At 71.8% G+C, this 26,182-nt stretch carries 19 protein-coding genes; 6 read left to right on the forward strand and 13 right to left on the reverse strand.

Translation table 11 applies throughout. The annotated features are described in order from the left end of the window. Positions 1-14: 14 nt before the first annotated feature. Positions 15-629, forward strand: a complete 615-nt coding sequence (locus ACWER9_RS07315) for a hypothetical protein (RefSeq protein WP_452300965.1) — start codon at positions 15-17, stop codon at positions 627-629. Between the two features lie 322 nt (positions 630-951). Further along, on the forward strand, positions 952-2,013 hold the full coding sequence (locus ACWER9_RS07320) for an extracellular catalytic domain type 1 short-chain-length polyhydroxyalkanoate depolymerase (protein ID WP_452300966.1): 1,062 nt from the start codon (positions 952-954) through the stop codon (positions 2,011-2,013). A 149-nt stretch (positions 2,014-2,162) separates the two neighbouring features. On the opposite strand, the gene ACWER9_RS07325 is transcribed toward ACWER9_RS07320, so the two are convergent. Continuing rightward, entirely contained in the window at positions 2,163-2,561 is a 399-nt protein-coding gene (locus tag ACWER9_RS07325) for a VOC family protein (protein WP_452300967.1), read from the reverse strand. Positions 2,562-2,653: 92 nt separating this feature from the next. Between ACWER9_RS07325 and ACWER9_RS07330 the strand changes: the two genes are divergently transcribed. After that, positions 2,654-3,667, forward strand: a complete 1,014-nt coding sequence (locus ACWER9_RS07330) for a helix-turn-helix transcriptional regulator (protein WP_452300968.1) — start codon at positions 2,654-2,656, stop codon at positions 3,665-3,667. Between the two features lie 28 nt (positions 3,668-3,695). Here ACWER9_RS07330 and ACWER9_RS07335 read toward each other — a convergent pair whose 3' ends face one another. From ACWER9_RS07335 to ACWER9_RS07370, 8 genes are all read right to left on the reverse strand, one after another. Beyond that, positions 3,696-5,675: an amino acid adenylation domain-containing protein gene (locus ACWER9_RS07335; RefSeq protein ID WP_452300969.1), complete on the reverse strand. Its 1,980-nt coding sequence runs from the start codon at positions 5,673-5,675 to the stop codon at positions 3,696-3,698. Further along, a complete protein-coding gene (locus tag ACWER9_RS07340; RefSeq protein ID WP_452300970.1) occupies positions 5,672-8,554 on the reverse strand; it encodes a type I polyketide synthase in 2,883 nt (960 codons plus the stop codon). Before ACWER9_RS07340 ends, ACWER9_RS07335 begins: the two co-directional genes overlap by 4 nt. Next, on the reverse strand, positions 8,551-11,964 hold the full coding sequence (locus ACWER9_RS07345; protein WP_452300971.1) for a non-ribosomal peptide synthetase: 3,414 nt from the start codon (positions 11,962-11,964) through the stop codon (positions 8,551-8,553). Before ACWER9_RS07345 ends, ACWER9_RS07340 begins: the two co-directional genes overlap by 4 nt. Continuing rightward, positions 11,964-12,230: a phosphopantetheine-binding protein gene (locus tag ACWER9_RS07350; protein WP_452300972.1), complete on the reverse strand. Its 267-nt coding sequence runs from the start codon at positions 12,228-12,230 to the stop codon at positions 11,964-11,966. Before ACWER9_RS07350 ends, ACWER9_RS07345 begins: the two co-directional genes overlap by 1 nt. Then, a complete protein-coding gene (locus ACWER9_RS07355) occupies positions 12,230-14,485 on the reverse strand; it encodes a type I polyketide synthase (RefSeq protein WP_452300973.1) in 2,256 nt (751 codons plus the stop codon). The genes ACWER9_RS07350 and ACWER9_RS07355 overlap by 1 nt, the downstream gene beginning before the upstream one ends. Next, positions 14,478-17,705: a non-ribosomal peptide synthetase gene (locus ACWER9_RS07360; protein WP_452300974.1), complete on the reverse strand. Its 3,228-nt coding sequence runs from the start codon at positions 17,703-17,705 to the stop codon at positions 14,478-14,480. The genes ACWER9_RS07355 and ACWER9_RS07360 overlap by 8 nt, the downstream gene beginning before the upstream one ends. A 165-nt stretch (positions 17,706-17,870) precedes the next feature. Further along, positions 17,871-18,710, reverse strand: a complete 840-nt coding sequence (locus tag ACWER9_RS07365) for an aminoglycoside phosphotransferase family protein (RefSeq protein WP_452300975.1) — start codon at positions 18,708-18,710, stop codon at positions 17,871-17,873. Positions 18,711-18,715: 5 nt separating this feature from the next. Further along, entirely contained in the window at positions 18,716-19,462 is a 747-nt protein-coding gene (locus tag ACWER9_RS07370; RefSeq protein WP_452300976.1) for a LuxR C-terminal-related transcriptional regulator, read from the reverse strand. 457 nt (positions 19,463-19,919) lie between these two features. On the opposite strand from ACWER9_RS07370, the gene ACWER9_RS07375 reads away from it, so the two are divergent. After that, positions 19,920-21,152: an MFS transporter gene (locus ACWER9_RS07375; RefSeq protein WP_452300977.1), complete on the forward strand. Its 1,233-nt coding sequence runs from the start codon at positions 19,920-19,922 to the stop codon at positions 21,150-21,152. A 355-nt stretch (positions 21,153-21,507) separates the two neighbouring features. Here ACWER9_RS07375 and ACWER9_RS07380 read toward each other — a convergent pair whose 3' ends face one another. Then, positions 21,508-22,008, reverse strand: a complete 501-nt coding sequence (locus tag ACWER9_RS07380) for an SDR family NAD(P)-dependent oxidoreductase (protein WP_452300978.1) — start codon at positions 22,006-22,008, stop codon at positions 21,508-21,510. Between the two features lie 110 nt (positions 22,009-22,118). Between ACWER9_RS07380 and ACWER9_RS07385 the strand changes: the two genes are divergently transcribed. Continuing rightward, positions 22,119-22,532, forward strand: coding sequence for a carboxymuconolactone decarboxylase family protein (locus tag ACWER9_RS07385; protein ID WP_452301029.1), 414 nt, complete (start codon positions 22,119-22,121; stop codon positions 22,530-22,532). Between the two features lie 822 nt (positions 22,533-23,354). On the opposite strand, the gene ACWER9_RS07390 is transcribed toward ACWER9_RS07385, so the two are convergent. The 3 genes from ACWER9_RS07390 to ACWER9_RS07400 form a co-directional block, all read right to left on the reverse strand. After that, positions 23,355-23,771 (reverse strand): hypothetical protein, encoded by a 417-nt coding sequence (locus tag ACWER9_RS07390; RefSeq protein WP_452300979.1) that lies wholly within the window; start codon positions 23,769-23,771, stop codon positions 23,355-23,357. A 40-nt stretch (positions 23,772-23,811) separates the two neighbouring features. After that, positions 23,812-23,937 carry a hypothetical protein gene (locus tag ACWER9_RS07395; protein WP_452300980.1) on the reverse strand — a complete coding sequence of 42 codons (126 nt, stop codon included), beginning with the start codon at positions 23,935-23,937 and terminating at the stop codon, positions 23,812-23,814. Between the two features lie 427 nt (positions 23,938-24,364). Then, positions 24,365-25,195 (reverse strand): SDR family NAD(P)-dependent oxidoreductase, encoded by an 831-nt coding sequence (locus ACWER9_RS07400; protein ID WP_452300981.1) that lies wholly within the window; start codon positions 25,193-25,195, stop codon positions 24,365-24,367. 81 nt (positions 25,196-25,276) lie between these two features. Here ACWER9_RS07400 and ACWER9_RS07405 point away from each other — a divergent pair, with 81 nt between their 5' ends. Continuing rightward, entirely contained in the window at positions 25,277-25,663 is a 387-nt protein-coding gene (locus ACWER9_RS07405) for a winged helix-turn-helix transcriptional regulator (RefSeq protein ID WP_452300982.1), read from the forward strand. The last annotated feature ends 519 nt before the right edge of the window (positions 25,664-26,182 follow it).

Genomic DNA, 26,182 nt, shown 5'->3' on the forward strand with positions numbered 1-26,182 from the left:
CCTACCGTTCACCCATGGCATCGAGATCTGTCGAGGTGCTAGCGCAGCGGCTGGCCCGGTTACCCGCCGCCGGGCTGGTTGCGGCACCGCTCGTCTGGCTGGCCGGCTGGGCGATCATGCGCATCGGCGGCACCGACCCGCACACCGGCTGGGATGTCGCGCACATGCTGTGGATCCTGAGCTTCGTGCTCTTCGGAGCAGCCGCGAACGCGTTGTTCCGCCTCGTCGGGGACTCGAACACCGGGCGGGTGGCGCTCGCCGTCGCGCTGATCGGGACGGCATCTCTGGTCGTACAGATGATGATCGACCTGGTCATCGGCCTGCGTGCGCAGGACAAGGCCGCGATGGACGGCCTCTATGACACGGCGTTCGCCGTCCCGGGCGTGGAACTGGCCTTCTTCATGCTCGGCCCGATACTGCTCTTTGTCGGCTTGCTGGCGCTGGTGATCCTGGCCTGGCTACGGGGTGCCGCGAATGCGTGGCAGGCGTTACTGGTAATGGTCGGGATCGGCCTGATGGTCGCTGGGCGGCCGGCGAGCGGCGCGCTGAGACTCCTCGAAGGACTGGGCGCGGTATGCCTCTGGCTCGCCATCGCCCCACTCTCCCGCCGGGCCGAACTCGACAGGTAATCCACAACCCCGGGGCCGACGGCGCGCCGTCGATAATGTGAGGGCTGTGCCCAAGGCTCCGCGCGTGATGCCGCCGCGCAGCCGCGACCTAGGTCAGCGCTGGGTGCAACTGGCTTACCGGCACGATCAACTCCACTGCCGCCTCGGGCACCACTAGCATCGTCCGTCCAGCGTGTACCCCACCGGTTGACCCTCGCTGGTCAGGAGCCGGGTCCCGCGAACGACCAGTGACACCCGTCACGGGCGGTGATGACACTGTGACACTGACGGGGAAGTCGCGCCCGCGCTGTCATGGGTATCGCGTGTTGGAAGGAGAACCCCCATGACCTCGCCGCCCCCACTGGGCGTACACGACTCGCCCACCCGCCCTCCGCTACGGCGCTGGCTTCGGATCGTCGCCGTCGTCCTCGCCAGCGTTGTGGCCGCCGTCAGCCTCGGCCTCGCCGCCCTTCAACTCGGTCTGCCGTGGCAGATGGGTGAGGGCGACCGCAACCACGTCTACGAAGGCGACGCCGGTTCGCAGCGCTACCAGGTCCACCGTCCACCTCAGCACGAGGGGACGCCCCGACTGCCGGTCGTCATGGCGATCCACGGCTGCGCAATGACCGGCTACGGGTGGAACTCCATGAAGTCCACGACAGGGTTCAACCGCCTGGCCGACCGGGAGGGTTTCATTGTCGTCTATCCCACGCAACCGATCTCCCGCAACGTGATCGGCTGCTGGAACTCCGCCGACCCCCGCGAGCAGCAGCGGCACACCGGCGAACCCGCGCTGCTCGCCGGTGTCGCCCGCCAGGTCATCGAGGAGTACGACGCGGATCCCGCGCGGGTGCACGTGGCCGGTGCCTCGTCAGGCGCGGGAACGGCGATCATCCTCGCCGCGACCTACCCCGACGTCTTCGCCACGGTGACCTCCGTCGCCGGCGGCGAGTACGGACTCAACCAGGTCGACCCGGACGATCCGGACTCGACGTCACCGCTGCACACGGCCCGCCAGGCCTGGGCGCAAATGGGCGATCGCGCCCGGCGGGTGCCGATGCTGGTCATCCAGGGCGAGCGGGACGAGGTCGTGCCACCCCTGGTCGCCACCCGACTCGTCGCCCACTGGACCGCAGTGAGCGACCTCATCGACGACGGGCTACCCAACGACAGCCTCCACCCGACCGAGGCGACCACGTCCGTGCCGGCCGCCTCGGGTCGGCACCCGTACACACACTCCACGATCACCGCGCCGGACGGCACGTCGATCCTTGAGGCGTACCGCGTCCAGGACATGGGACACGCGTGGCCGGGCCCCGACGGTGACGGCCGCTACACCGATCACGACGGCCCCGACGCCAGCGAGATCGTGTGGGAGTTCGCCGAGCGCCACCCGATGCGGTGAAGGCCGCGCGAACCGGCACCCGGCAGTGAGGTCAGCGTTCAAGGACAACGTGACGCCGATGCGGCAGCTCACCCCCACCGTTCACCGCCGGGCCGCCCCGAGATCCCTTGTTCGGGTCGGAGGTGCCTGTCGAGAGGGCTGCGCTGTCGTCAGCGAGCAGATTTCTCGATGGCTGCCGGGGTCACAGGGGTGAAGAAGTTGACGAGGTTGCCGTCGGGGTCGCGGAACAGTAACGACCGGTTGCCCCAGGGCATCGTGGTGGGCTCGTTGACGAAGTCCTCGACGAAGTCGGCCAGGTTCTGATGCACGCCGTCCACATCGTCCACGAGGAACTCGATGATGACGGTACGGTTGTCGGCCGGACGGGCGGCGCCAGGCGCGAACAGCGGGACGGTGCGGGTGCTGCCGATCGCGAGGGTCGCGGAGGTGGTCCTGACCTCGGCGAAGTCCTCGTTGGCCCAGCTCGCCCGCACTCCTGTGACTCGCTCGTAGAAGTCGACGAGGCGCGCGACGTCGTCCGTGATGATCCGGGTCGAGACGAAGTTCATGGTGATCTCCCTGTTCCGGTGGAGCCGTTCTACCTCGCATGCTAGGACCAATACCGGACAGAAACGGTCCACATTTACGCTAAGTTCCACGCATGGCTCGACCTACCGCTCGCGTGCTCACTCTTCTGGAGCTCCTACAGTCGGGCGGCAGCCGGACGGTGGCCGAACTCGCCGACCGGCTCGGCGTCGACGGGCGCACCGTGCGGCGGTACGTGGACCAACTGATCGAGCTCGACGTGCCCGTCGAGTCGGTGCGCGGCCGCTACGGCGGGTACCGGCTCGCCTCCGGATACCGCATGCCCCCGCTCATGCTGGGCGACGACGAAGCGCTCGCCGTGCTGCTCGGCCTGGTCGCCGGTCGCCGAGCGGGGTTGATGACGGCCACGGGCACGGCGAGTGAGACGGCGGCGGCGAAGATCCGGCGGGTACTGCCCAAGCGGCTCGCCCACAGGCTCGACACTGTGCTCGAATCCCTCACCTTCACGGCTCCGCCCGGCGAGTTCGCCGTCCCGGAGACCGCGATCCTGCTCTCTCTCGCCGATGCCGTGCACCGTCGTCGGCCGGTCTCGATCAAGTACACCGCCGCCGACGGGCGGCACAGCGAACGCACGCTGCACCCGTACGGGCTCGTCGCCCATTCGGGCCGGTGGTACGTCACGGGCGCAGATCCCGAGATCGGGGAAGACCGGACGTTCCGCTTGGATCGCATTGCTGATGCGAGGACCCTGCCCGGCGCGTTCGAGCCGCCGGCCGGACTCGATCCGGCGCAGCGCGTCCTCTCAGGGCTCGCCAAGGCTCCGTACCGGCATCACGTGACACTGTGGATCCAGGGGACGGTCGAGCAGATCCGCGCTCGCCTTCCCGCCAGCGTCGCGAGTGTGGACGAGTCCCCGCCCGCAGGAGATGCAGATCCGGAGACCGAACGCTGGCTCCGCGTCGAGCTGTGGGCGGAGCGGCTCGACTGGCTGCCTCCGGTGCTCGCGTCGCTCGACCGGCCGTTTGTCATCGAGCAACCGGATGACCTCCGGGGTCTCGTCATCGCGCTCGCCGACCGGCTTGCGACCTCCGCCCGTGGAGTCCGCCTCTCGCATAACGGCAGCCCGTGATGGCCGTGCGCTGGTTCCTTCGATCGCCCTAGGCCGAGGGTGACCCGACCCGTACCGGCCGGCGGACCCGGGCCGGCGGGGCGGGCAGAGCCCTGCGGTCGACCTTGCCGTTGGCGGTGGCGGGCAACTCGGGCAGCACCACGTGGCGCAGCGGCACCATGTGGTCGGGAAGCTGCTCGGCCAGGAACGCCCGCAGCGCGGCCTCGCTCACGTCGGCGTGCCGCTCGGTCACCACGTACGCCACCAGGGTCGGTGCCGCACCCAGGTCGTCGCGGAGCAGCACCACGCTGTTCGCGACGAGCGGATGACTGTTCAGCACCGACTCGATCTCGCCGAGTTCCACCCGCTGCCCACGGATCTTCACCTGCGTGTCGATGCGCCCGCCGTAGTTCAGGTAACCCTGCGGTGACCACCAGGCCAGGTCGCCGGTGCGGTACACCCGCTGGGGACGCCCGGCGACGTGCACGGTGCCGAACCGCTCGGCGGTCAGGTCGGGCCGTCCGGCGTACCCCCGGGCCAGGCAGTCGCCACCGACCACCAGTTCCCCGGGTACGCCCAGCGGGGCCAACGCACCGTCCTCGTCCAGCACGTATGCGGTGACGTTGGTGATCGGCCGGCCGATCGGGACGGTGGGGTCCGGTTCGGGTCGGCGGCACGGCCAGGCGGTGACGTCGATGGCGGCCTCGGTGGGGCCGTACAGGTTGTCCACCCGCACCGTCGGCAGGGTGGTGGTGAGCTTGTTGACGAGCTTCGGCGGCAGGGCCTCCCCGCTACAGATGACCCGGCGCAGGGCTGCGCACGCGGCGACCCCGGGCTCCTCGACGAACAGGGCGAGCATCGACGGCACGAAGTGCACTGTGGTCACCGCCTCGCGCGCGATGACGGCGGCCATCTCCTGCGGGTCGCGGTGCGCCTGGGCCTCGGCCGTGACCAGCGTCGCGCCGGCCAGGAAGGCCCAGAGCAGTTCCCACACCGACACGTCGAAGGTGTACGGCGTCTTCTGCAGCACCACGTCGCCGGGTCCGATGCGGTACTCCTCCTGCATCCACGCCAGCCGGTTGGCCAGCGACAGGTGGGTCATCTGCACACCCTTCGGCGCCCCGGTCGACCCGGAGGTGAAGATGACGTACGACAGCCCGTCCACCACCTCCTGCGGCGCGCGGTAGCCACGCCAGTCGACGGGCGAGGCGGGCAGGTCGGCGCCGGCCAGTGGTCGCACCGGGACGGCCGGGGCTGCGCCGGTGCCGAGCGCGGCCCGTCCCTCCTCGTCGGCGAGCGCCAGCGCGGCGTCGGCGGTGGTGAGCATCAGGTCCAGCCGGGCCCTGGGGTGGGACGGGTCCAGCGGCAGGTACGCCGCTCCGGCCAGCAGGACACCGAGCACCGCGACGACCATCTCCGGGCGCCGCTCGGTGCACAGGGCGACGACCGAGCCGGGGCCCACGCCCTCGGCGCGTAGTCGCCCGGCCAGCGCCGCTGCCTCGTCGAGCAGGTCCCGGTAGCTGCGGTCGCGTCCCCCGCCGCGCAGTGCGACCGCGTCCGGGGTGCGCTGCGCCTGCCGGCAGATCGCCTCGTGCACGGGTGTCCGGGGGGCCGGGGTCGGCGCGGGGTTGAAGCCGAGCAGGGTGGCCCGCTCCCGGGGACCGACGAGCACCGCCTCGCGCACCGGGCGGCCGGGATGGGCGGTGAGCCATCCGCTCAGGGTGTCCAGTCGTTCCTGGAGGTGGGTGGGTTGACAGTGGTCACCGGCGAGCCAGACTGGCACCGGGCCCACCGATCCCGCCGCCCCGCCCTGAGGGCCAGGTGTCACCAGCACCACGTCCACCGGGAACAGCTCGGGTGACGGTGTCCGCGTCTGTGCGCGTACCTCTGTCAGTGTGGTGTCCGGCTGCACGCGCAGCGTGTGGTCGCCGTGCGGGCCGCGCACCGTCACCGACGTCGCGCCGGAGAGGCGGTGGGCGAGCACGGCCGCCACCGCTGCCGCGTGTGCCAGGTCGGTGTGGTCGGTCATGCCGTCACCAGCTCGGCCAGGGCGCGCGGGGTGGGTCGCGCGGATAGTTTCTCCATTGGGATGCGGACGGCGAAGCGGCGCTGCACCTGGTTGACCATGCGGATGAACAGTAGGGACTCACCGCCGACGGTGAAGAAGTCGGTGTCCGGCCCGATGTCGGGCGAGCCGAGCAACCGGCCCCACAGCTCCACGATCTCGCCCACCACCGTGCTCTCCCCGACAGCCGCGGGACGCGGCGGCGGTTCGGCGGTGGCCGGGGCCGGTGGCGGTGTCGCCTCCAGCCAGTGCCGGGTACGGGCGAACGGGTAGGTCGGCAGCGCGACCCGCCGCGCCGGGGTGTCACCGCGCACCGCCGCCCAGTCCACCGTCACCCCCGCCGTCCACAGTCCACCGAGTCCGGCGACGACGTCGGCGGCGTCGGCGCGCGGCGTCGGTCGCGGCTGTATGGCGAACCCGGGTACCCCCCGTCCCTGCGGCGTCTGCCGTGCCATACCGGTCAGCGCGGTGCCGGGACCGACCTCGACGAGCACGGGGTCGGGTAGCTGCAGCGCGGTCAGCAGGGCGTCGTGGTAGCGCACCGGGTTGCGCAACTGTGCCGCCCAGTAGCCCTCGGCACGCGCCTGGCCGGTGTCGAGCAGCGTGCCGTCGACGCTGCTGACGACGGGGAGGGTGCGGGGTCGGTGGGGCACCCGGTCGGCCTCGACGCCGAGCAGCCGGGCCGCGTCGGCCATCATCCGGGTGTGGAAGGCGCGCTGCGCGGGCAGAGCCCGACAGGGCACCCCGGCCGCGTCCAGGCGTTCGCGGAACGCGGCGAGCGGGGCCGGCGGCCCGGCCACGACGGTGACGTCCGGCGCGTTGCGCGCGGCGATGTCGAGGTCGTCCAGGCCCGTCAGGTGTTCCTCCACTATGCGCGGCCCGGCCAGCACGACCAGCAGGTGACCCTCCGGGGCGTCCTGCATGAGCCGGCCCCGGGTGGCGGCGAGGCGCAGCATGTCGTCGTCGGCCAGCTCACCGGCGAGCGCGGCGGCCGGGAACTCACCGACCGAGTGGCCGATCATCGCCGCCGGGCGGACACCCCACGACAGCAGCAGCCGGCCGAGCGCCACCTCGTACAGGGCGAGTGCCGGTTGGGTGACGTCCGTGCGGTGCACGACGCCGTGCGGGTCGTCGTCGACGAGGACGTCCCGCAGGTCCAGCCCGAGGACCGGGGCCAGCAGCTCCGCACCGTGGTCGAGGTCGGCCCGCACGGACGGGTAGTGGTCGTAGAGGCCCCGGGCCATGGCGGGAAACTCGGCGCCCTGCCCGGGAAACAGGAAGACCACCCGGGGTCGGCGGACCGCCGCGCGCACCCGCGCCCGGCGCAGCCCGGCGAGCGCCGCCGGGACGTCCCGCGCGGCCACGGCCAACCGGTGCGGGAAGTGCCGGCGGTACGTCTGCGCCGTCACCGCGACGTCCCGCACGGACAGGTCGGGGCGCTGCCGCAGGTACTCGTGCACCTGCTCGGCGGCCTCGCGGACCGCCTCCGGGGTCCGCGCGGACAGCACGATCAGCTCGGCGGCGCCGTCGGCGGCCGACGGGTCCGGTGCGACCGGGCCGTCGGCCTCCTCCAGCACCACGTGCGCGTTGGTGCCACCCAGACCGAAGGCGCTGACCGCAGCGCGGCGCGGGCCACCGGCGATCTCCCACCGGCGGGCGGTGGTGTCCACAGTGAACGGCGTCGACCCGTCCAGCAGCTCGGCCCGGGCCTGTTTCAGGCCGGCGAGCGGCGGGATCTGCCGGAAGTGCAGGGCCAGCGCGGCCTTGATGAGACCGGCGACACCGGCGGCGGCGTCGAGGTGCCCGACGTTGGCTTTGACCGAGCCGATCGAGCACTGCCGCTCGCCGCGACGGAACACCTCGGTCAGCGCGGCCAGCTCGATGGCGTCGCCGACCTCGGTCGCCGTGCCGTGCGCCTCGAGGTAGCCCACTGTCGCCGGGTCGACGGCGGCGCAGGCGTACGCGCGGGTCAGCACGTCGACCTGCCCGGCGATGCCCGGCGCGGTGTAGCCGACCTTCATCCCACCGTCGTTGTTCACCGCCGACCCCTTGATCACCGCGTACACGGTGTCCCCGTCCCGGCGGGCGTCCGCGACGCGTTTGAGCACGACCAGGGCGACCCCGTTGCCGGGCACGGTGCCGTCGGCGGAGGCGTCGAAGGGCCGGCACGTGCCGTCCGGCGACATGATGCCCTTCGTCTCGTAGAGGTACCCGGCCTGCTGCGGCACGGCCACGCAGGCGCCACCGGCGAGCGCCACGTCCGAGTCGCCACCGCGCAGGCTCTGGCACGCCAGATGCACCGCCACCAGCGACGTCGAGCAGGCGGTCTGCACGGTGATGGCGGGCCCGCCCAGGTCCAGCCGGTACGCGATCTTCGCGGCCAGGTGGTCCTTCTCGTTGCCCAGCACGACCGACAGCAGCCCCTGCGACTCGACGACGTCGGGCTGGGCGAACACGTGGTGCAGCGCGTAGTAGTTGAACCCGGCCCCGGCGAAGACGCCGACCCGACCGAACGGCCGGTCGGTGGCGAGCCCCGCCGACTCCAGCGCGGCCCACGCCGTCTGCATCAGCAGCCGGTGCTGCGGGTCCATCGTCTCCGCCTCCCTCGGAGTGATGCCGAAGAAGGCCGCGTCGAACAGGTCCGGGTCGGCCAGGACGCCGCGCGCCGGGACGTACGCCGGGTCGTCGAGCCGGTCGGCGGGCACCCCGGCGGCCAGCAGCTCGCCCCGGGTCAGCGCACTGACAGTGGTCTTCCCGGCGAGCAGGTTCGACCAGTACTCCCAGACGTCGGCGGCGCCGGGGAACCGACCGGCCAGGCCGACGATCGCGATGTCGTCGTTCATGAGGGTGCGCCTGCTCTCTCGGTCTGCGCGTGCAGATGCTGGGCCAGCGTCTGGACGGTCGGGAAGCGGTAGAGGTCGGTGAGCGGGATGGTCCGGCCGGCCAGCCGCTCCTGGAGCAGCCGGCGCACGATCGCCAGGCGCAGCGACTCACCGCCGACGTCGAAGAACGCCTCGTCGATGTCGAAGTCGTCGGTGCCCAGCGCCTCCACCCATGCGCCCGTCACCAGTTCCTCGAACTCGGCCAGCGACGCCGAACGCTGGGCGGGAACCCGGGCCGACGCGGCCGGGGTCTCCGGCGGCACGGCCGAGGTCTCCGGCGGCGCTGCCGGTTGGGCCAGCGCGCCCAGCGCCCGCAGGTCGACCTTGCCGTTGCGGTCCAGCGGGAACTCGGTCACCGTCACCCACTGCTGCGGCCGGGCGTACGGGGCCAGGTCGGGCTCCACCGCGCGGCGCACGGCGGCCACGTCGACGCCGTCCGGGTCGGGCTTGAGCGCCGCGCAGAGGCGTACCCCGCTCGCCGGGTCACCGGTCGGGAACACCACGGCGTCGCGGACGCCCGGCTGCGCCCGCAACCGGCGCTCGACGTCGACCGGCTCCACCCGGTGTCCGGCGATCTTCACCTGGCGGTCGTTGCGGCCCAGGAAGCGCAGTTGGCCGTCGGTGCCCCAGCGCACCAGGTCCCCGGTGCGGTAACGGCGTTCCCCGTCGTGGCGCACGAAGGAGGCGTCCGTCCTCGTCGGGTCGCCCAGGTACCCGTCGGCCAGACCGGTGCCGCCGGCCAGCAGTTCACCGATGGCGCCCGGTGGGACGAGACGACCCGACGCGTCGACGACGGACAAGTCGGTGCCGTGCACCGGAGCGCCGATCGGCAGCGGGTCGGGCGTCGCGTCGGCGTGCTCGACGGAGTACGTGGTGGTGAAGGTGGTGTTCTCGGTGGGGCCGTACCCGTTGGTCAGGCGCAGGCCCCGGCAGGCCCGCAACACCTGGCGCACGTGCGCCGGTGACACCACTCCCCCGCCGGTGAACAGCTGCCGCAACCCGGCGAACGCGTCCGGGCGGTGGTCGGCGACCAGGTGGAACACGCCCGAGGTGAGCCAGGCGTGGGTGACCCCGGCGGTGCTCAGGACGTCGGCGAGCCCGCGCGGCGTCGGGTCCTCCGGCGGGAAGACCACCACCGTGTCGCCGGTGGCCAGGGGCACCAGCAGTTCCAGGGTGGACGCGTCGAACGCCAGCGGGGACAGCCGCAGCATCCGCATACCCGGCCGCTCGGCGAACATCCCCGGGTCGTCGGCCAGTCGCAGCACCGCCCGGTGTGGCACGACGACGCCCTTGGGCACGCCTGTCGAACCGGACGTGAAGGAGACGTACGCGGTGCGCGCCGGGTCGCTCGGCGCCGCCTCGACCGGGTCTGCCCCGACGGGCGTCCGCGGGTCGACGAGCGGGCAGTCGACGACTCCCGGCCAGGGCTCGCCCACACCGAGGCGGGCGCGTGCCGCGACTGTCGCCGCCAGATGGGTACGCCACTCGGTGGTGGCGTGCTGGTCCACGGCCACGTAGTGCGCGCCGAGTCGCAGCACGCCCAGCACCGCCACCGCCTCGGCGGCCGAGCGGGGTACCTCCAGAAGAACCGCGTCGCCGGCACGCACCCCGTGGCCGTGCAGGAGACGGGACTGCTCGACCGCGGCGTCGTGCAGGTCCCGGTAGGTGAGCGTCAGCCCGGTGTGCGCGTCGACGAGCGCGGACCGCTCGCCCGCCGACTCCGCGTACGCCGCGAACCGGTGCCACACGTCGTCGGCGGTGTCGTACGTCCCGCCCGAGCCCAGCTCGCGCAACCGGGCGCGTTGACCCGCCGAGAGCGTGGTGACGTCCCGCACCGTCGCGTCCGGGTCGGCGGCCAGCTCCCGCACCGCCGCCTGGAACGAATCGACAAGTTCCCCGGCGTCGGCGGCGGTCAGCAGCGCTGTCGCGTACTCCAGCGCAAACCGGGGACGGTCCGACCACGATTGGAGGTAGAGCAGGGCGTCGAACACCGCGCCGGCGCAGTGGCTCTCGTGCACCCGCCAGGTACGGTCGCCCACCACCAGCTCGTCGGGCACCAGGTCGTGGTGGGCGGCGAAGCCGAGCTGGGCCAGCGGGTTCCGTCCAGGGTCGGTGCCGGCGCCCAGCGCGGAGACGACGGTCTCGAACGGCACGTCGGCGTCGGCGACCGCCGCGGCCAGGGCGTCGGCGATCCCGCGGACGAACTCCCGGACGGTGCTGTCGTCGGTCGCCGCGCAGCGGACCGGGACGACCCGGGTGCAGAGGCCCACCAGGCGGTCCATGCCCGCCTCGAACCGGCCCGCCGCCGGCACCCCGAGCACCAGGTCGTCCAGACCGGCGCGGCGGGACACTGTCAACGCCCAGGCTGCCAGAGCCACCGACGTGACGGTCACCCCGCACTCCCGGGCCAACCCGGTCGTCGCCTCCGCCGCCGTCTCGTCCAGGTGGAAGCGCAGCCGGGCGCCCCGCCCGTCGGCCTCGGCGACCGGCGGCAGGTCGGTGGGGAGCGTCACCGTCCACGGCGCCCCGTCCAGCCGCGCGGTGACCCGGGTCAGAGCGGCCTCCAACGCGCCGGACGACTCCTGCGCGGCGAGCCGGGTGCCGACCCAGTCCGGCGACGGGGCCGCCTCGGCCGGGCCGTCCCCGGCGTAGAACTCGGCGAACTCACGCGCGAACAGTCCGACGCTCCAGCCGTCGCTGAGCGTGTGGTGCACCAGCATGGTGAGCAGGTCGCGCCGGCCGGTTCGGGTCAGTACGAACACCACGGGTGGCTGCGCGAAGGGACGTAGCAGACGCGCGGCGGCCGGGCCGTACAGGTCGTGCACGGCGCGTACCGCGTCGTCGTCTGGCAGCGTCTGGTGCAGTAGGCGCGGCTCGTAGGGCGCGGGCAGCACGATCCGGGCCTGGCGGGGGTTGCGCACGAAGCGTGTCCGCAGCGCCTCGTGTCGGGTGGCCAGCTCGCGCAGCGCCCACCGGACCCGGGCCGGGTCGAGGGGCCCGTCCGCCTCCACCGTGAACATCAGGTGGTACGGCGCGTCCTGGTCCAGTAGGTGTGCGGCCAGCATGGACCGCTGACCCGGCAACAGCTCCCGCTCTGCCGGCCGCCGTGCGACGACGGGTGGCGCGGTGTCGACGAAGTCCACCGCGCCGGCGAGGGCCTGGGCCAGCGGCAGCGCCGACAGCAGGCGGGCGCTGTCCACGTCCGCCCGCAGCTCACGTTGGCCCAGCGCGACGAGGGCGATGGCCTGGAGCGAGGTGCCGCCCAGGGCGACGAACGACTCGGTGGCGGCCACCGCGCGGACCTGCTCGGGGGTGCCGCCGAGCACCCGTGCGGCAAGCGGCGCCCAGGCGGCGAGGTCGGGGGCGACCATCAGGCGGTCTCCGCCGGGGGCCGCTCCAGCGGCACCTCGCTCGCCACCTTGCGCAGGTCGGCGAAGCGGGGGTTCTCCAGCACGTGGCCGAACATCACCGCGAGGTTGAGTTCCTGGCGGATCAGGGTGCTCAGCCGCAGCGCGCTGAGCGAGTGGCCGCCGAGGTCGAGGAAGTCGTCGTCGTCGTCGACGGTGTCGACGCCGAGCACCTCCATCCACAGCTCCTCGAACTCGGCCACCCAGGTCCGGTCGTGTACGTCGCGCATCAGTGTCGCCTCTCTGTGGTCGGGTCGGCTCCGGGTGCGTCCAGGTAGTGCCGGGTGGCCGCGAACGGGTAGGTGGGGGCGGGCAGCCGGCGGCGGCCGGTGTCGTGCACGGGGTCCCAGGCGTCGGTGAGACCCAGCTGCCACAGCGCGCCGACGGTCGCCAGCAGGCGGGCATGCCGGTTGGCGGGAAGTGCTGGCTGATCGGCGTCCAGGTGCGGGGTGACGCTGGTGCCGACCTCGATCCAGAGCACCGGTTCGGGCACGTCGGGGGGCGGCGTCGACGTCGGGGGGCGGAGGGCCGCGGCCCGCCAGAAGGCGCTGTCGTCGGGGTGCCCGTCGATGAGCAGGGGCAGCGCGGCGGGGTGCAGGCGTACCTCGGGGTCGTCGGTGTCGCGCAGCAGCGCCAGCGCGTCCGCGAGCGACATCACCCCGGCCACGACGGCGCCGGCCACCGCGCCGATGCCGTCGCCGGCCAGGGCGCGTGGGGTGATGCCCCGGCTGCGCAGCGACCGGGTCAGGCCGACGCAGGCCAGCAGCCGGTCGCCGCGTTCCCGGACCGAATCGTCCAGGTCGTGGCCACGCAGCAGCGCGACGCCCTCGTCGACGGTCCGCCGGTACACCGGGTCGGCGTCGTAGTTGGGTCGGTTGCCGGTCACCGCACCGGCCCCGGTGAGGTGCAGCGCCACCCCGCGCGCCCGAGCCGTCGCGTCGACCTTGCGCAGCCGGGCGACCCCGTCGGTCACGCCGGTCAGGACGGCGGCCCGCCAGGGCAGCTCGGCGCGGCCGGTCCGCAGTGTGTACGCGAGGTCGGCCAGGTCCCCGGGGGCGGTTCCCGCCGCGAACGCGGTGACCCGGTCCAGGCTGTCCTGCGCCACCGCGGCGGTCTTCGCAGAGACCAGGACGAGCTGCGGGACGTGCCGGCGGGGTCGGGCCGGGATTGGCGGGGCCTCCTCCAGCACCACGTGGGCGTTGGTGCCGCCGATGCCGAAGGCGCTCACGCCGGCCCGGCGTACGCCGTCGACAGGCGCCCAGGGTCGGGCGGTCGTCGGCAGCTCGAACACCGAGCCGTCCAGTCGGATCGCCGGGTTGGGCGTACGGAGGTGGGCGATCGGGGGAATCGTCCGGTGCGTCAGGGCCAGGACCGTCTTGATCAGGCCGACCACCCCGGCGGCGGTGTCCAGGTGTCCGACGACCGACTTGACGGCGCCCAGCGCGCAGGGCGCCCGGTCGGGCCGGGCGGAGCCGAACACCTGCCGCAGCGCTGCCACCTCGATCGGGTCGCCGAGCGCGGTGCCGGTGCCGTGCGTCTCGACCAGGCCTACGGTGTCCGGGTCGACGTCGGCCACCTCCAACGCCGCCGCGATGACGGCGGCCTGACCGGTCGGGCCGGGCGCGGTGAAGCCCGCCTTGCGGGCGCCGTCGTTGTTGACAGCGGAGCCACGGATCACCGCGTGCACCGTGTCGCCGTCACGCAGCGCGTCGGTGAGGCGCTTGAGCACCACCACGCCCGCTCCGTCGCCCGGTACCGTCCCGTCGGCGGCGGCGTCGAAGGCGCGGCAGCGACCGTCGGCGGAGAAGATGCCGCCGGGCTCGTGCAGGTGCCCGCGCCGGGTCGGCGGGGCGACGGTGGCCGCGCCGGCCAGTGCCACGTCGGCGTCGTAGGTGAGCAGCGCCTGCGTCGCCTGGTGCACCGCGACGAGCGACGTCGAGCAGGCGGTCTGCACTGTCAGCGCCGGCCCCTGAAGGTTCAGCTTGTAGGCGATCCGGGTGGCGGCGAAGTCCTTGTCGCTGCCGATGATCACGCCCAGGCCGCCGGCCGCCTCGACCGCGCGCTCGTTGGGCCACACGTTGTCCAGCAGGTAGACGTTGAGCCCGGTGCCGACGTACACCCCGACCCGGTTGCCGTCGGCGGCGACCGGCGGGTGGCCGGCGTGCTCCAGGGCCGCCCAGGCGCACTCCAGCAGGATCCGCTGCTGGGGGTCCATCAGGGCGCTGTCCGACGGTGAGTAGCTGAACAGCCGGTGGTCGAAACGGTCGGCGTCGGTGAGCACCGCCCGGGCCGGCACGAAGCCCGGCCGTTCCACCAGATCCTTGGGTACGCCCCAACTGACGAGCTGCTCCGGCGTGAAGACGGTGACGGCGTCGACGCCGTCGTGGACGTGTCGCCAGAACCGGTCCAGGTCGCGGTCGGCGCCGGGGACCCGGATGGCCATGCCGACCACCGCCACCGCGGCGCTGTCGTCCAGCTCAGCCACGGCCGGCTCCCACGCTGCGCCGCCGGTCGGCCAGCAGGGCGCGGCCCTGGCGGCGCTGGGCCGCGTTGGCGTCCGCGACGACGGGCGCGCAGTGCTGTAGCACCGCCGCGCAGCCGGCGATCGTGCCGGAGCGGAAGAGGTCGGTCACCGAGACGTCCAGACCCTCCTCGGACATCCGCTGCTGGAGCGCGATCAGCGCGAAACTGTGGCCGCCCAGGTCGAAGAAGTTGTCGTGCAGCCCGACGTCGGGCCGCCGGAGCACCTCGACCCAGCAGGCCCGGATCCGTTCCTCCAACCCGGTGCCGACCACTGCGGCCGGTGGCCGCGACGGCGCGGTGGCCGTCCGTGCCGAGCGGCTGTCGGTCAGGAGGCGGGGAAGGTCGACCTTGCCGTGCGCGGTGAGCGGGATGGTCGCGACGGTCAGGATCCGCGACGGCACCATGTACGCCGGCAGTGTCTCGCGCAGGTGCGCCCGCAGGTCGTGTTCGGCGTCCGGGCCGATCCCGTGGACCACGAACGCGACGAGTTCGTCGTCCTCGGCGGCCACGGCGCACGACCGCACGGCGGGGTGGGTGAGCATGGCGCCCTCCACCTCGGCCAGTTCGACGCGGTAGCCGCGCACCTGCACCTGCGTGTCGTTGCGGCCGAGGTACACCATGTTCCCGTCGAGGCCCCACTTCACCACGTCGCCGGTGCGGTACATGACCCCGCCGCCGTACGGGTCGGGCGGGAACCGCGCGTCGGTCAGCTCCGGGTTGTCCAGGTAGCCGTGCGCCACGAGCGCGCCGCCGCAGTACAGCTCGCCGGGCACGTTGAGACCGGTCGGCCGCAGGTCCTCGTCGAGGACGTAGCAACGCGCCGACGGCAACGGCACGCCGATGGCACCCTCGGGGACCCGGGGCACGTCGGCGGCCGACGCCTGGAAGATCGTGACGTGGATGGTGCCCTCGGTGATGCCGTACATGTTGACGAACACCGTCGGCAGACCCGGCGCGTCGGCGATCAGCGACGCCAGCCGCGACCAGCTCAGCGCCTCGCCGCCGAGGACGACGTAGCGGATGCGGGAGGTCTCGTCGGGGTCGATCCCCCGCAGGTACGGCGGCAGCAACCGGTAGAGCGCGCCCGGGGTCTGGAACAGCACGGTGACGGCCTCGCGGCGCACCAGCCGGGCCAGCCGTTCCCGGTCCACCAGGTCGACCCGGTCGGCGATGACCAGCCGGGCGCCGGTGGTCAGCGCGCCCCACATCTCCCACACCGACGCGTCGAACGAGAACGAGCTGGCCGCCAGCCACACGTCGGCGGCCGTGACGTCCAGGCTCGCCGGGGTCGGGCTGTTCAGGGCGTCCAGGCCGCCGTGCCCGACCAGGACCCCCTTGGGTACGCCGGTCGAGCCGGAGGTGTAGATGACGTACGCCGGGTCGTCCGATCCGGGGAAGGTCTCCTCGGGCACGCAGATCCCGTCGAGGGTGTGCGCGTCGGCCAGGGGGGTCCCGCTGTCGCGGGTGAGCGCCACGGCCGCCTCTGCGGTCTCCGGGTCCACCACGAGCACCGCCATCCCGGCGTTCGCGGCGATCAGTTCGAGGCGCTGGCGCGGGTAGTCCGGGTCCAGCGGCACGTATACGCCGCCGAGCTTCCACACGCCCAGGATCGCCGCGACGACCGCCGGTGAACGGCCGAGCAGCAGCCCCACCCGGACGCCGGGGCGGACACCGCGGTCGGCCAGGCCCGCCGCGATCCGCCCGGCCCACCGGTCCAGCTCAGCGTAGGTGATCTCGACGTCCCGGTGGCGTACGGCCACCGCGTCCGGGGTCGCCCGCACGTGGTCGGCGAAGCGACGCAGCACCGACGGGTGCGTGACCGGCGCCGACGCGAGCGGCGGGTTCACCCCCTCGGTGAGCTGCGCCCGCTCGGCCTCGTCCACCATGGACGGCTCTCGCTGCTCCTCGTCGACGATCGACCGCAGGAACGTCAGGTAGTGCGTGAGCAGCGTGCCGACGGTCTCCGCCGTGAACAGCTCGGTGCTGTACTCGGCGCGCAGGAACGGCACGTCGGTGGAGACGTCGAGGGTCAGACCCAGGTCGAACTTGGTGACGTCGATCTCGACGTCGACCTCGGTCAGCCGTAGCCCGGCGAACTCGGGGAACGCGAACGGGAAGTTCTGCACCGTCAGCGAGGTCTGGAACAGTGGCGCGTGGCTGAGCTGCCGCTCCCCCACGGTGGCCCGCACGATCTGCTCGAACGGCACGTCCTGGTTGGCGAAGGCCGCCATGCTGGTCCGTCGTACCCGGTCCACCAGCTCGGTGAAGCTCGGCCGGCCGGACACGTCGAGCCGGATCGGCAGCGTGTTGACCAGACAGCCGACCAGGCGCTCCTCGGCGTCGTCCATCCGGTTCGCCACCGGAACGCCGACCACCACCTCGTCCTGGCGCGCGTAGCGGTTCAGCACCGAGGCGTACGCGGCGAGCGTCACCGCGAACAGCGTCACGCCCCGCGTCCGCCCCCACTCCCCCAGCCGCCGCACCAGTTCCGGCTCGACCGGGCGGCGCAGCACCGCGCCGGTGGTGCCGAGCACGCTCGGGCGGGGGAAGTCGGTGGGCAGCGCCAGTTGTGGCACGTCGACAAGCGCCGCACGCCAGAAGTCGAGGCCCGAGTTGTCCCGCCGCCACGTCTCGTGCTGCCGCTCGGCGTACGCCAGGTACGACTCGGCCGGCTCGTCGTAGGCGGCCACCGACCCGTCGACAGTGGCGTCGTACTCGGCGGCCAGGTCGCGCAGGAGCAGACCCACCGACCACCCGTCGCAGGCGATGTGGTGCACGAGCACCGCGAGGCCGTGCTCGTCCGGGCCCCAGGAGCGCAGGAAGGCCCGTACCACCGGCCCGTCGGCGAGGTCGAAGGGCTGCCGGGCCTGCTCGGCGACGAGCGTCCGCAGGTGGGCCTCCTGGGTGGCGCGATCGACCCACCCGTCGGCGGTGATGTCGACGTCCGCAGCGGGCGTCGACGACACCCGCTGGGTGAGGACACCGTCGACCACCGCGAACGTGGTGCGCAGCGCGTCGTGCCGGGCGACCACCCGGGTCAGGGCCGTGCGGAGGGCCTCGGGTCGCAGCGCACCGCGCAGGTGCACCGCGAAGGCCACCACGTACGCCGGGTTTCCGGGCTGGAGCTGATCGAGGAAATAGAGGCGTTCCTGGGCGAAGGAAGCACGACCGGTACGAACCATGCACCGATCGTGCGGCCCGGCACGTCCCGCGCGGCAGAGCACGTTCTCCTGCCCCACCAGGAAAAGCTCCCGGTCGCGTCGGCGACACGTCGACGCCGGTCCCCGGGCATGGCGCGGCCCCGGTCCGACGCGGGTTGCCGTCGGACCGGGGCGGTGGTCGGCCGGTCAGTACTCGCCGCGCCCGAAGGCCGCCAGCTCGGCGGAGTGCACGGGATTGCTGACGTACGTGGCGCCGATGGGGGCCGTCACCCGGCACCAGGCGTCGAGCCGGCCCACGTCGATGCCGGCGGCGCTCGCCAGCTCGTCGCGGCGGCGCACCATCTCCGCGCGGTCCAGACCTTCCAGCACGTAGTCGACGGCGTCGAAGCAGGGGTCACCGGCGCACGCCATCGGGTCGATCGCCACCAGGCCCCTGCCTGCGCCGCTGAGCACGTTGCCGAGGTGCAGGTCCCCGTGCAGCAGCACGGTGTCGGTGGGCACCGCGAACAGGTCGTCGCGAAGCCGCTTGGACCCGCTCAGGTCGGCGCCCCGGTGCGTCGCCGAGTTGAACAGCACGTCGATCCAGTCTGCCAGTTGACGGGGAGCGGCAGCCGGGTCGCCCGCGCCGTGCAGATCGGTGAGGAAGGCGGCGTACTCCCGCGGTGAGGGCGGCTGCGGCATCTTCTCCACGAGGGTGCCGGGGTGGATCGCTTCGAGCAGGACGGCGCCCTTGGCCGACTCCCTCACCGCCGGCACCCGCCCGCTGGAGGCGAACTGGCGCAGCATGTCCACCTCCTCCCGCACGGCGTAGCTGTCCGGGGACAGCTTGAGCACCGCGTCGCCGAGCGGGCCCACGCACCGGAACACCACCGAGGAGTTGCCGGACTTGAGCGGGTCTCCGAGAGTCAACTCCCACTGCTCGACGAGGTCGTCGAGCCGCTGGCGCAGCGTGCCCACCCAGCGGTGCGCGGCCCGGCCGAACCGTGGCTCCAGTCGGTTGGCGATCGCGTCGCGGTCCAGGCTCACCCCGCTCACCCCCGCACCGACCGCGCGCCGGCGTACGCGGCCGCGCCCGGCGCCACGACACCACGCCTGCCGGCCAGCAGGACGCTGCCACCAGGCACCAGTGGTGAATGGGAGCCGGGCGGCCCGGGGCGCCCCAACCGCGCCCGGCGGGCGACTTCGATCGCCTCGTACCGGTCAGAAACGTTCAATTTGCTGAAGATGATGGAAATATGATTGCTGACCGTTTTCGGGGACAGATTCAGCTTCCTGGCGATCGCCACGTTGCGCATACCCGAGGCAATCAGTTCCAGCACCTCCCGCTCGCGGGCTGTCAGCTCCGGGAAGAGCTGCTGGTTGCGGGGCTCTCGGCTCAGTTGCCCGATGAGCTTGTCGGCCACCCGGGGGCCGAGGATGACCTCACCCGTCGCGAGGCCCCGGATCGTCCGGACGATGCCGTCGCCCGGGCAGCTCTTGAGCACGTAGCCCCGGGCGCCCGCCCACATGGCCGCGAGGATCGCGTGTTCGTCCTCGACCGCGGTGAAGACCAGCACCGCTGTCGAGGGCGACACCCGGTTGATCTCCTGGATCGTCACCCCCGCCTGGAACCCCGGCAGCTCGACGTCGAGAACGAGCACGTCGGGACGTGTGGCGGTGGCCAGCGCCAACGCCTCCCGCGCGGACGCCGCCTCCCCTGTCACGGCGACCTCAGCCGACGGCGACAGCAGGGCGTGCAGGCCCCTGCGCACCACCGGCTGAGCGTCGGCCAGGACCACCGTCACCGCGTCGGGTTGTGTCTCCGCCGTGACTTCCTCCGGATACCGCCTCATGTTCCGAGTCGGTTCCGAGGCCGAGCCAACGCTGACCATCTATCCACCTCACCCCGTCCGAACGGCCCGCCGTGTCTTAGTCGCGCGGGGAAACGCCGCGGTAGCGCCGACCCCGCGTCGCGATGAACATCTACTCACGGCCAACAGAACAACACAAGAAGTGATCCCGGGAACGGGCTCGGTCAGCCTTTTGACGCATTGAAAAACCGAACCAAAGTTTCCGTTTTGGCCCTGACGAAGCCATCCACAGCGGACCTTTTACGGGCGGTCGACGTGCCGCCGACCCGGGAGTCCACGGGGGATTTTCCCGGCCGATCCGGGACGTCGTCCCGTACGCGCTACACCTGTCGCCCTGTCCGCCGGACACCGCCGTCGCCAGGATTGACCCATGCCCTTGTCACGAGTGACGGACGTTGTCGCCGGCCTGGTACCGACCGACCCGCTCCGCAGGAAGCTGATCGCGATCCGACTGGCCGAGTCCATCGGCAAGGGAGTCTTCCTCAGCGGCAGCGTCGTCTACTTCACGCTGCGTGTCGGACTCGACGCCCGACAGGTGGGCCTGGGCCTGTCGGCCGCCGGCCTGTCCGCGTTCCTCTCGTCGGTCCTGTTCGGTGTGATCGCCGACCGGGTGGGCGCCCGCCGCCTGCTCGTCATCCTGTTCGCCGCGCTGGCGGTCGGATTCGGGCTCTACAGCCTTGTCGACAGCGCGCCCGCCTTCTTCGCGCTGGTGGTCACCGTCGGTTTCCTCGAGTACGGCACCGGCCCGACCAACGGGGCCCTCATCGGCAACCTCGTGCCCGCCGAGGAGCGGGTGAGGCTCAAGGCCATGATGCGGTCGGTGTTCAACATCGGATTCAGCATCGGTATCGGCGTGGCGGCCGTCGCCGCCCTCAGCCAACGGCTGCTCGTGCTGATCCCCCTCACCACTGCCGCGTTGATGGCCGGCGCCGCGCTGCTCGTCGCCCGCCTGCCCGACGTGCCGCCGCGTCCCGCACCGGTGGGCTTCAAGCGTTTCGCCGCAGTCCGCGACCCACGCTTCCTCGCGGTGATCGGCGTCTCGACGGTCCTCGCCTCGCACGTCAGCATCATCCTGGTGACGATGCCGCTCTGGGCGCTCAACCGCACCGACCTGCCGCACTTCCTGATTCCTCTGCTGCTGATCGTCAACACCGCGTTCGTCATCCTGTTCCAGGTGCGGGCCAGCCGGGGCGCGGACACCGTGCACGGCGCCGGTCGGCTTGCCCGGCGCTCCGGCTACTGGCTGGCCGGCGGCTGCGCGGTCCTGGCAGTGACCGCGCTCGACGACAACGTGGTCCTGGCGTCCGTAGCGATCGTCGCCGCCGTGCTGATCCTCTCCGTGGCCGAGGTGATGCAGGCCGCCTCCGGTTGGGGGCTCGCGTTCGGCCTCGCTCCCGAGCACGCTCAGGGCGAGTACCTGGGGGCGTTCGACCTGCACGTGATCACGCAGAACATCATCGGCCCGGCGGCGCTCTCCGGCCTGGTCATCGCCTTCGGCTTCTGGGGTTGGCTGGGCATCGCCGTCGCCGCGCTCGCCGCATCGGCGCTGATCATTCCGGTCGCCAACCGCAGCGCTGTCACGCTGGTCCGCGAGACGGCCCCGGCCTCCACGACCTGACGCCGCCGAGGCCGAGGTCAATCTCCAACCGCAGGTCCCGGAGGCCGGGTCCCCAACACGCAGCACTGAGTCATAGTGATCCGCCCAGCCGACCCCACCCGAGGTGACCAACAGGCCACCGAGGGGTCCGGTGCGCAGATGCGCCGCGCCGGAATAGCCATCGCCCTGCGGCCGATGGCCCGGCCGGGCCCGGGATTAGGCGCTCGGTGAAGATGACGCTGCTCAGGTCGACTTCGGCGAACTCGGTAGGCCTGCCGGGTGGCGTCCCGGGTCGCGGCCAAGTCGTGGAACGGCAACTCGGACAGGAGTGGGACGATGTCGGCGAGTTCCGCGTGGACTCCGCGGGTCACGGCGGTCACTTCTCCGCCGGACTGCCCTGGGCGAGGCGGGAGATGTGGTCCCACTCTTCGAGCCCGGCCGGGCGGGCGGCGTATTCGGTGCGTAGGGAGTCGATGCCGTTGATGCCGAACAGCACCCGCAGGGGCGGGTTCGGGGTGTCGGCCAGCGCGAGGACCGCCTTCGCGGTGGCGGCCGGGTCGCCGGGCACGAAGCCGGCGCCGGCAGCACCGCCATAGAGGGCTTCGCGGGCATGGGCGTACGCCGGGTCCGGCGTCGACTGGGGTGACGCGGTGGCCAGCTCGGTGGGGAACATGATCGGCTCGATCAGGGTGACCTGGATGTCATAGGCGGCGACCTCGTCGGCCAGGAACTGGCACATCGCTTCCAGTGCCCACTTGGAGGCCTGGTAGCTGCCGAGCGCCGGGTAGGCGACCAGCCCACCGATCGAGGAAACCTGCAGAATCCGGCCGCACCTGGCACGGCAAAGCAGCCTGGAGGCCCTCTTCCTTGATCTCACCGGCCGCGCCCCTATCGACTGACACGCAGGACGCGACCTGTTTGTCCGGCACGGCAACGGGTACCCGCCGGTCTAGCCCACACGACGATTGGCAAAGGTAGGGCGTGACCATGGCGGGTGACGAGCAGTACGAGCGGGGTCTTGAGGCGCTGCGACAGGCCGACGGCGGCGCCGCGCGGAGACTTCTGGAAGCCCTCGCGGACGTCTCACCGGAGCTCAGCCGTCGCTCCGTCGCCTGGTCCTATGGAGATCTCTACGTCCGGCCCCAACTCGCGCGCCGGGACCGGGAGCTGCTCACCCTCGGCATCCTGACCGGCCTCGGTGATGCCGGGGCACAGCTGGAGGTGCACGTCAACGGGGCACTCAACGCGGGCCTGACGCCGTCGGAGATAGTCGAGGCGCTGCTGCAGGCGGTGGTCTACTGCGGCGTGCCGCGGGCCGTCAACGCCACGCTCGTCGCCAAGAAGGTCTTCGCGGAGCGCAACCTGCTCCCTGTCCCGGCAGGCCCCACCCCGGCCGGCTGACCTCGCCGTCGTCGCGCTGCCGGACACACCTGCCGTCACCTTCGCCTTCGCCGTCGACGTGGCCGCTCGCGGTGTCGAGCCGGCCCCGGCGGCCTGGGGCGGCGTCATCGACCTCAACGTGGCTGGCGCTTCGTACTCCCCCGGTGACGGCGACTGGCGCTCCGCGCTGGACCGCAGCGTCCGGATGCTCGCGCACCGCTATCCGGACTGGGCGGCCCAGCCGTTGGCCAACGGCTGCTGCCTTCACCGGCGAGCCGGGCTGTCAAGGCGCGGGCCTCGCCGAGCACCGAGAGGTCGACGCGCAGGAACCGACCGTCGATCTCCTTCGCCGCAGCGGCACCACGGCCCTCGTCACGGCCGACGATCGTCACCGCGTACCGGTCAGCGGCGAGGTGGCGGGCCACCGCCAGACCGAGCCCACCCGTCGTTTGGCCATCCCGCATCAGCAGCGGTGGGTGGGATTGGCTGGCACCCACCGCTGCCCCGCACCGCCGAGCGCGCCGGCATCGACAGCTGCCGCCCCGTGACCTGCGGTGCATAACGCCTCTCCCAACCGGCGAAGAAGTCCGACCCACACGAAGCTCGGCTTTGACCCGCCGTGATTGGCGTACCAACGCTTGACGAGTGCGAAAGGGGGCTGGAACCTCTAATGCGGTCTCTTCCGCCGAGAGCGGGCTTTCTGGAAAGCCATTCGGCACTCGCGTACCGGGAAATCGCAGCAGGCGTCCGCCGGCGGCGTCGCCGCTTCCGGACACTGTCGGGATCCCGGAACGACGAGTGCCGACACCCCCGTGGGGTGCCGGCACGTCGCCGGACGAGTGGTCAGGCGGCGAGCAGAGCGATGCCCAGCGTCGCAACTCCGACGGCAAGCAACGCCGCACCCAGGTACAACACGACGATGAATCGGTTGGGGGTGGTGCGGTCCCGCCCGGCGGAGGCGGCGAAGAAGCCTGCCGACATCACCACCGCCGACGAAGGAATGCAGATCCGGGCGATCCAGCCGGCCGCGCCGTCGACATCGCCGAGATCAGCCAACACCAGGCAGATAAGGCTTAATGTCACCAACACACCCGCATGGCCGTGCCCGGCGCGGGCGAAGGACTTCTGGAAGGGGGTCATCTCCACCGCGCCACGTGCGATCCCGGTCATGAACAAGCCACCGAACTCGACGGTGATGACGGTCAGGAGCACGACACCGGCGATGATGCGACTGGCATCGGTGAGGAGGATGGTGTCCATTGGTGAGGCGTCCGCCTTTCCCTGAGAAATTGTTGACACCCTAGCGGAAGACCGCGCGCAGCAGCACTGCTGCGGCCAGCACCGCCCCGGCGAAGAACGTGGCCGACGCGACACCCAGGGCGAGGTGCACGCCGCTGGTGAACGCCGACTCGACCGCGACGCCCACCGCGGCGTTGCTGCCTTCGGTGGCGCCGGACGGACGATGCGGACGGGATGCGCGACGAGCAGGTCGTGCGGGACGATGGCGGCGAGCAGAATGGGTTGACCGGGATCGATGCGGCACAGGTGCCGGGCATTCGCCGGCAAGGGTAGGTCCCCGGGCTTCTCTGCGTCGCCGGAATCGAGGCGATCGAGGCGATCCGCCGGCTCGACGGCACCCCGATGACCGAAAACGAACTTCTCGCCCACTACGACGTCGACGGGGAGCCCGAGCCAGGCGACGAGGACGACTGGGGTTGGCTTTCGGAGATGGACGATCTGCTGCTCGTCGGCGTCACGGACGTGCCTGGCGGCTGTGTGATGACCCAGCCGTGGGGATACCAGCCACAGACACCCCTGGGAGCAGCGGCCCACCAGTGTCGTTCGGTCCTTGCCTATGCCTCGACGCTCTTGATGATCAGGTTACGTAGTGTGCTGGTCAGTCGGCGGGCGGCGTTCAGGTCGAAGGCCGGGCCGGTGACGTCGATCGTGCGGCGTACCTGGAAGGCGGACAGTGCGGAGTCGGATGGTGTGTCGATCCGTTCGGCGATCGGCTCGATCGCCTTGTCGACCGGCGTGGCGAACAGCTTTGCCATGATGCTTACCGCAGTTCGGGTCGGTTGCCTGAATGGTTCGGCGAGTCCCGTGTTCACGAACAAGGGGTTGTACAGCATGTATCGGATGGGGCTGTCGGGATGTTCGTCGGTGAAGGCGACGCCGAGCAGGTCGTTGGCGCGGGCGCCCTGCATGGTGGCGGCCAAGGGCCGGTAGCGTCTGCGGAGTTGGAGGTCGTCCCAGTGCAGCCGTCCGGCCTTGCTGCCGGTGCCGCACAGGTTCACGATGACCGGGTGTGGCGCACGTTCCAGTGCGGTGCGTAGTTCCTCGGCGAGCAGGTACCGGCTGAGCACGTACAGTGCGAATGTGCGCTCAATTCCCTCGGCGGTTTCCTGGCGCTTGGTTTGGTAGCGGAAGGCGCCGAGCACAAGGGCGTCGATACTCGGGTACGCCGTGCGTAGGCGGTCGGCGAGCCGGATTGTCATCGTCGGCGAGCTGAGGTCGGCGGGCAGGAACGAGCACCGGTCGCCGGCGCTGAGCCGATCGGCTTCGGCGAGTAGCCTTTCGCCCTTGATCTGGTTCGTTCCGACGGCGATGACTCGGTCGCCTCGGCCCAGATAGTGCAGAGTCAGCGCCTTGCCGATGCCCTGGGTACCGCCGGTGATGACCAATGTGCGCACAGGATGCCCCTCCCACTTGCCGGTACGCTCGATCTTTGGCTGACGGTGAGGACGGCGAAAGAGGGAACATCGATGTCTCCACTCCTCACGGTGCCGGTTTCGGCACAGGACCGATCCACGTGCGCGGCGGTGGACGTGCTACGGCGCACCGGCGACAAGTGGAGCGTGTTGCTGATGGCGGTGCTCGCGCAACGGCCGTACGGGTTCAATGAGCTCGATCGGGCCGTGGACGGGTTGAGCAGGCGGATCCTCACCCGCACGTTGCGGGCGCTGGTGCGCGACGGGCTGGTGGACCGGACACCGAATTCCGGCCCTGCTGCGCGTGTTGACTACGCTCTCAACGACCTGGGGCGATCGTTGTTGCCACTCATCATTGAGGTCGGCCGCTGGGCGGAAACCCACGAGCACGAGATCCGCAACGCACGCGCCCGTTACGACGGCGACGGCGAAGCTTGCTGATACTGGCATCCGCATCTCGGCGTGAGTGATCGCCGCCCTACCGCTTCGCGGGGATGCCAACGTCTCAGCGTCCATGAAGATCCTTACGAGCGTTCAACGCGGGTCGAGGGGTCTCGGGTTCCCTCGACTCTAGGCGGACCGAAACAATCGTCGCCGGTGCCGCGACAGGGCGAAGGCCAAGTTGGCGCCAGTCCGCGCGACGACGGGCGAACGACTCCGCGTCGCCTGCCTGCTGTCGCTGATGGGGCTCTGCGACAGCAGGCAGAGGTGTGCGGGCTGCGGTGGTCCGACGTCGACTTCGACGCCGGCACGATCGCGGGCAGGGACGACACGCGGACCCTCCTCGAGGGAGAAATCGAAGAGGAGGAAGCCCAGTCGGCGGCTGGCAAACGCGGCCTGCCGCCGTCGGTCAGGGTGCGATGGGACCGCTCGACCCTGCCGTTGGTGTGGGGTCGGTAACGGCCGGTCCTGTTTCCAATGATGGTCAGCGTGTGGCAGGCCTCGCGCCAGGCGAAGGAT

The organism is Micromonospora sp. NPDC003944, from assembly GCF_053605225.1.

Bases quoted from the DNA above. Each gene is read 5' to 3' on its own strand.
- ACWER9_RS07315 (WP_452300965.1), top strand. From the start codon at position 15: ATGGCATCGAGATCTGTCGAGGTGCTAGCGCAGCGGCTGGCCCGGTTA.
- ACWER9_RS07320 (WP_452300966.1), top strand. From the start codon at position 952: ATGACCTCGCCGCCCCCACTGGGCGTACACGACTCGCCCACCCGCCCT.
- ACWER9_RS07325 (WP_452300967.1), bottom strand. From the start codon at position 2,561: ATGAACTTCGTCTCGACCCGGATCATCACGGACGACGTCGCGCGCCTC.
- ACWER9_RS07330 (WP_452300968.1), top strand. From the start codon at position 2,654: ATGGCTCGACCTACCGCTCGCGTGCTCACTCTTCTGGAGCTCCTACAG.
- ACWER9_RS07335 (WP_452300969.1), bottom strand. From the start codon at position 5,675: ATGACCGACCACACCGACCTGGCACACGCGGCAGCGGTGGCGGCCGTG.
- ACWER9_RS07340 (WP_452300970.1), bottom strand. From the start codon at position 8,554: ATGAACGACGACATCGCGATCGTCGGCCTGGCCGGTCGGTTCCCCGGC.
- ACWER9_RS07345 (WP_452300971.1), bottom strand. From the start codon at position 11,964: ATGGTCGCCCCCGACCTCGCCGCCTGGGCGCCGCTTGCCGCACGGGTG.
- ACWER9_RS07350 (WP_452300972.1), bottom strand. From the start codon at position 12,230: ATGCGCGACGTACACGACCGGACCTGGGTGGCCGAGTTCGAGGAGCTG.
- ACWER9_RS07360 (WP_452300974.1), bottom strand. From the start codon at position 17,705: ATGGTTCGTACCGGTCGTGCTTCCTTCGCCCAGGAACGCCTCTATTTC.
- ACWER9_RS07385 (WP_452301029.1), top strand. From the start codon at position 22,119: ATGGCGGGTGACGAGCAGTACGAGCGGGGTCTTGAGGCGCTGCGACAG.
- ACWER9_RS07390 (WP_452300979.1), bottom strand. From the start codon at position 23,771: ATGGACACCATCCTCCTCACCGATGCCAGTCGCATCATCGCCGGTGTC.
- ACWER9_RS07405 (WP_452300982.1), top strand. From the start codon at position 25,277: ATGTCTCCACTCCTCACGGTGCCGGTTTCGGCACAGGACCGATCCACG.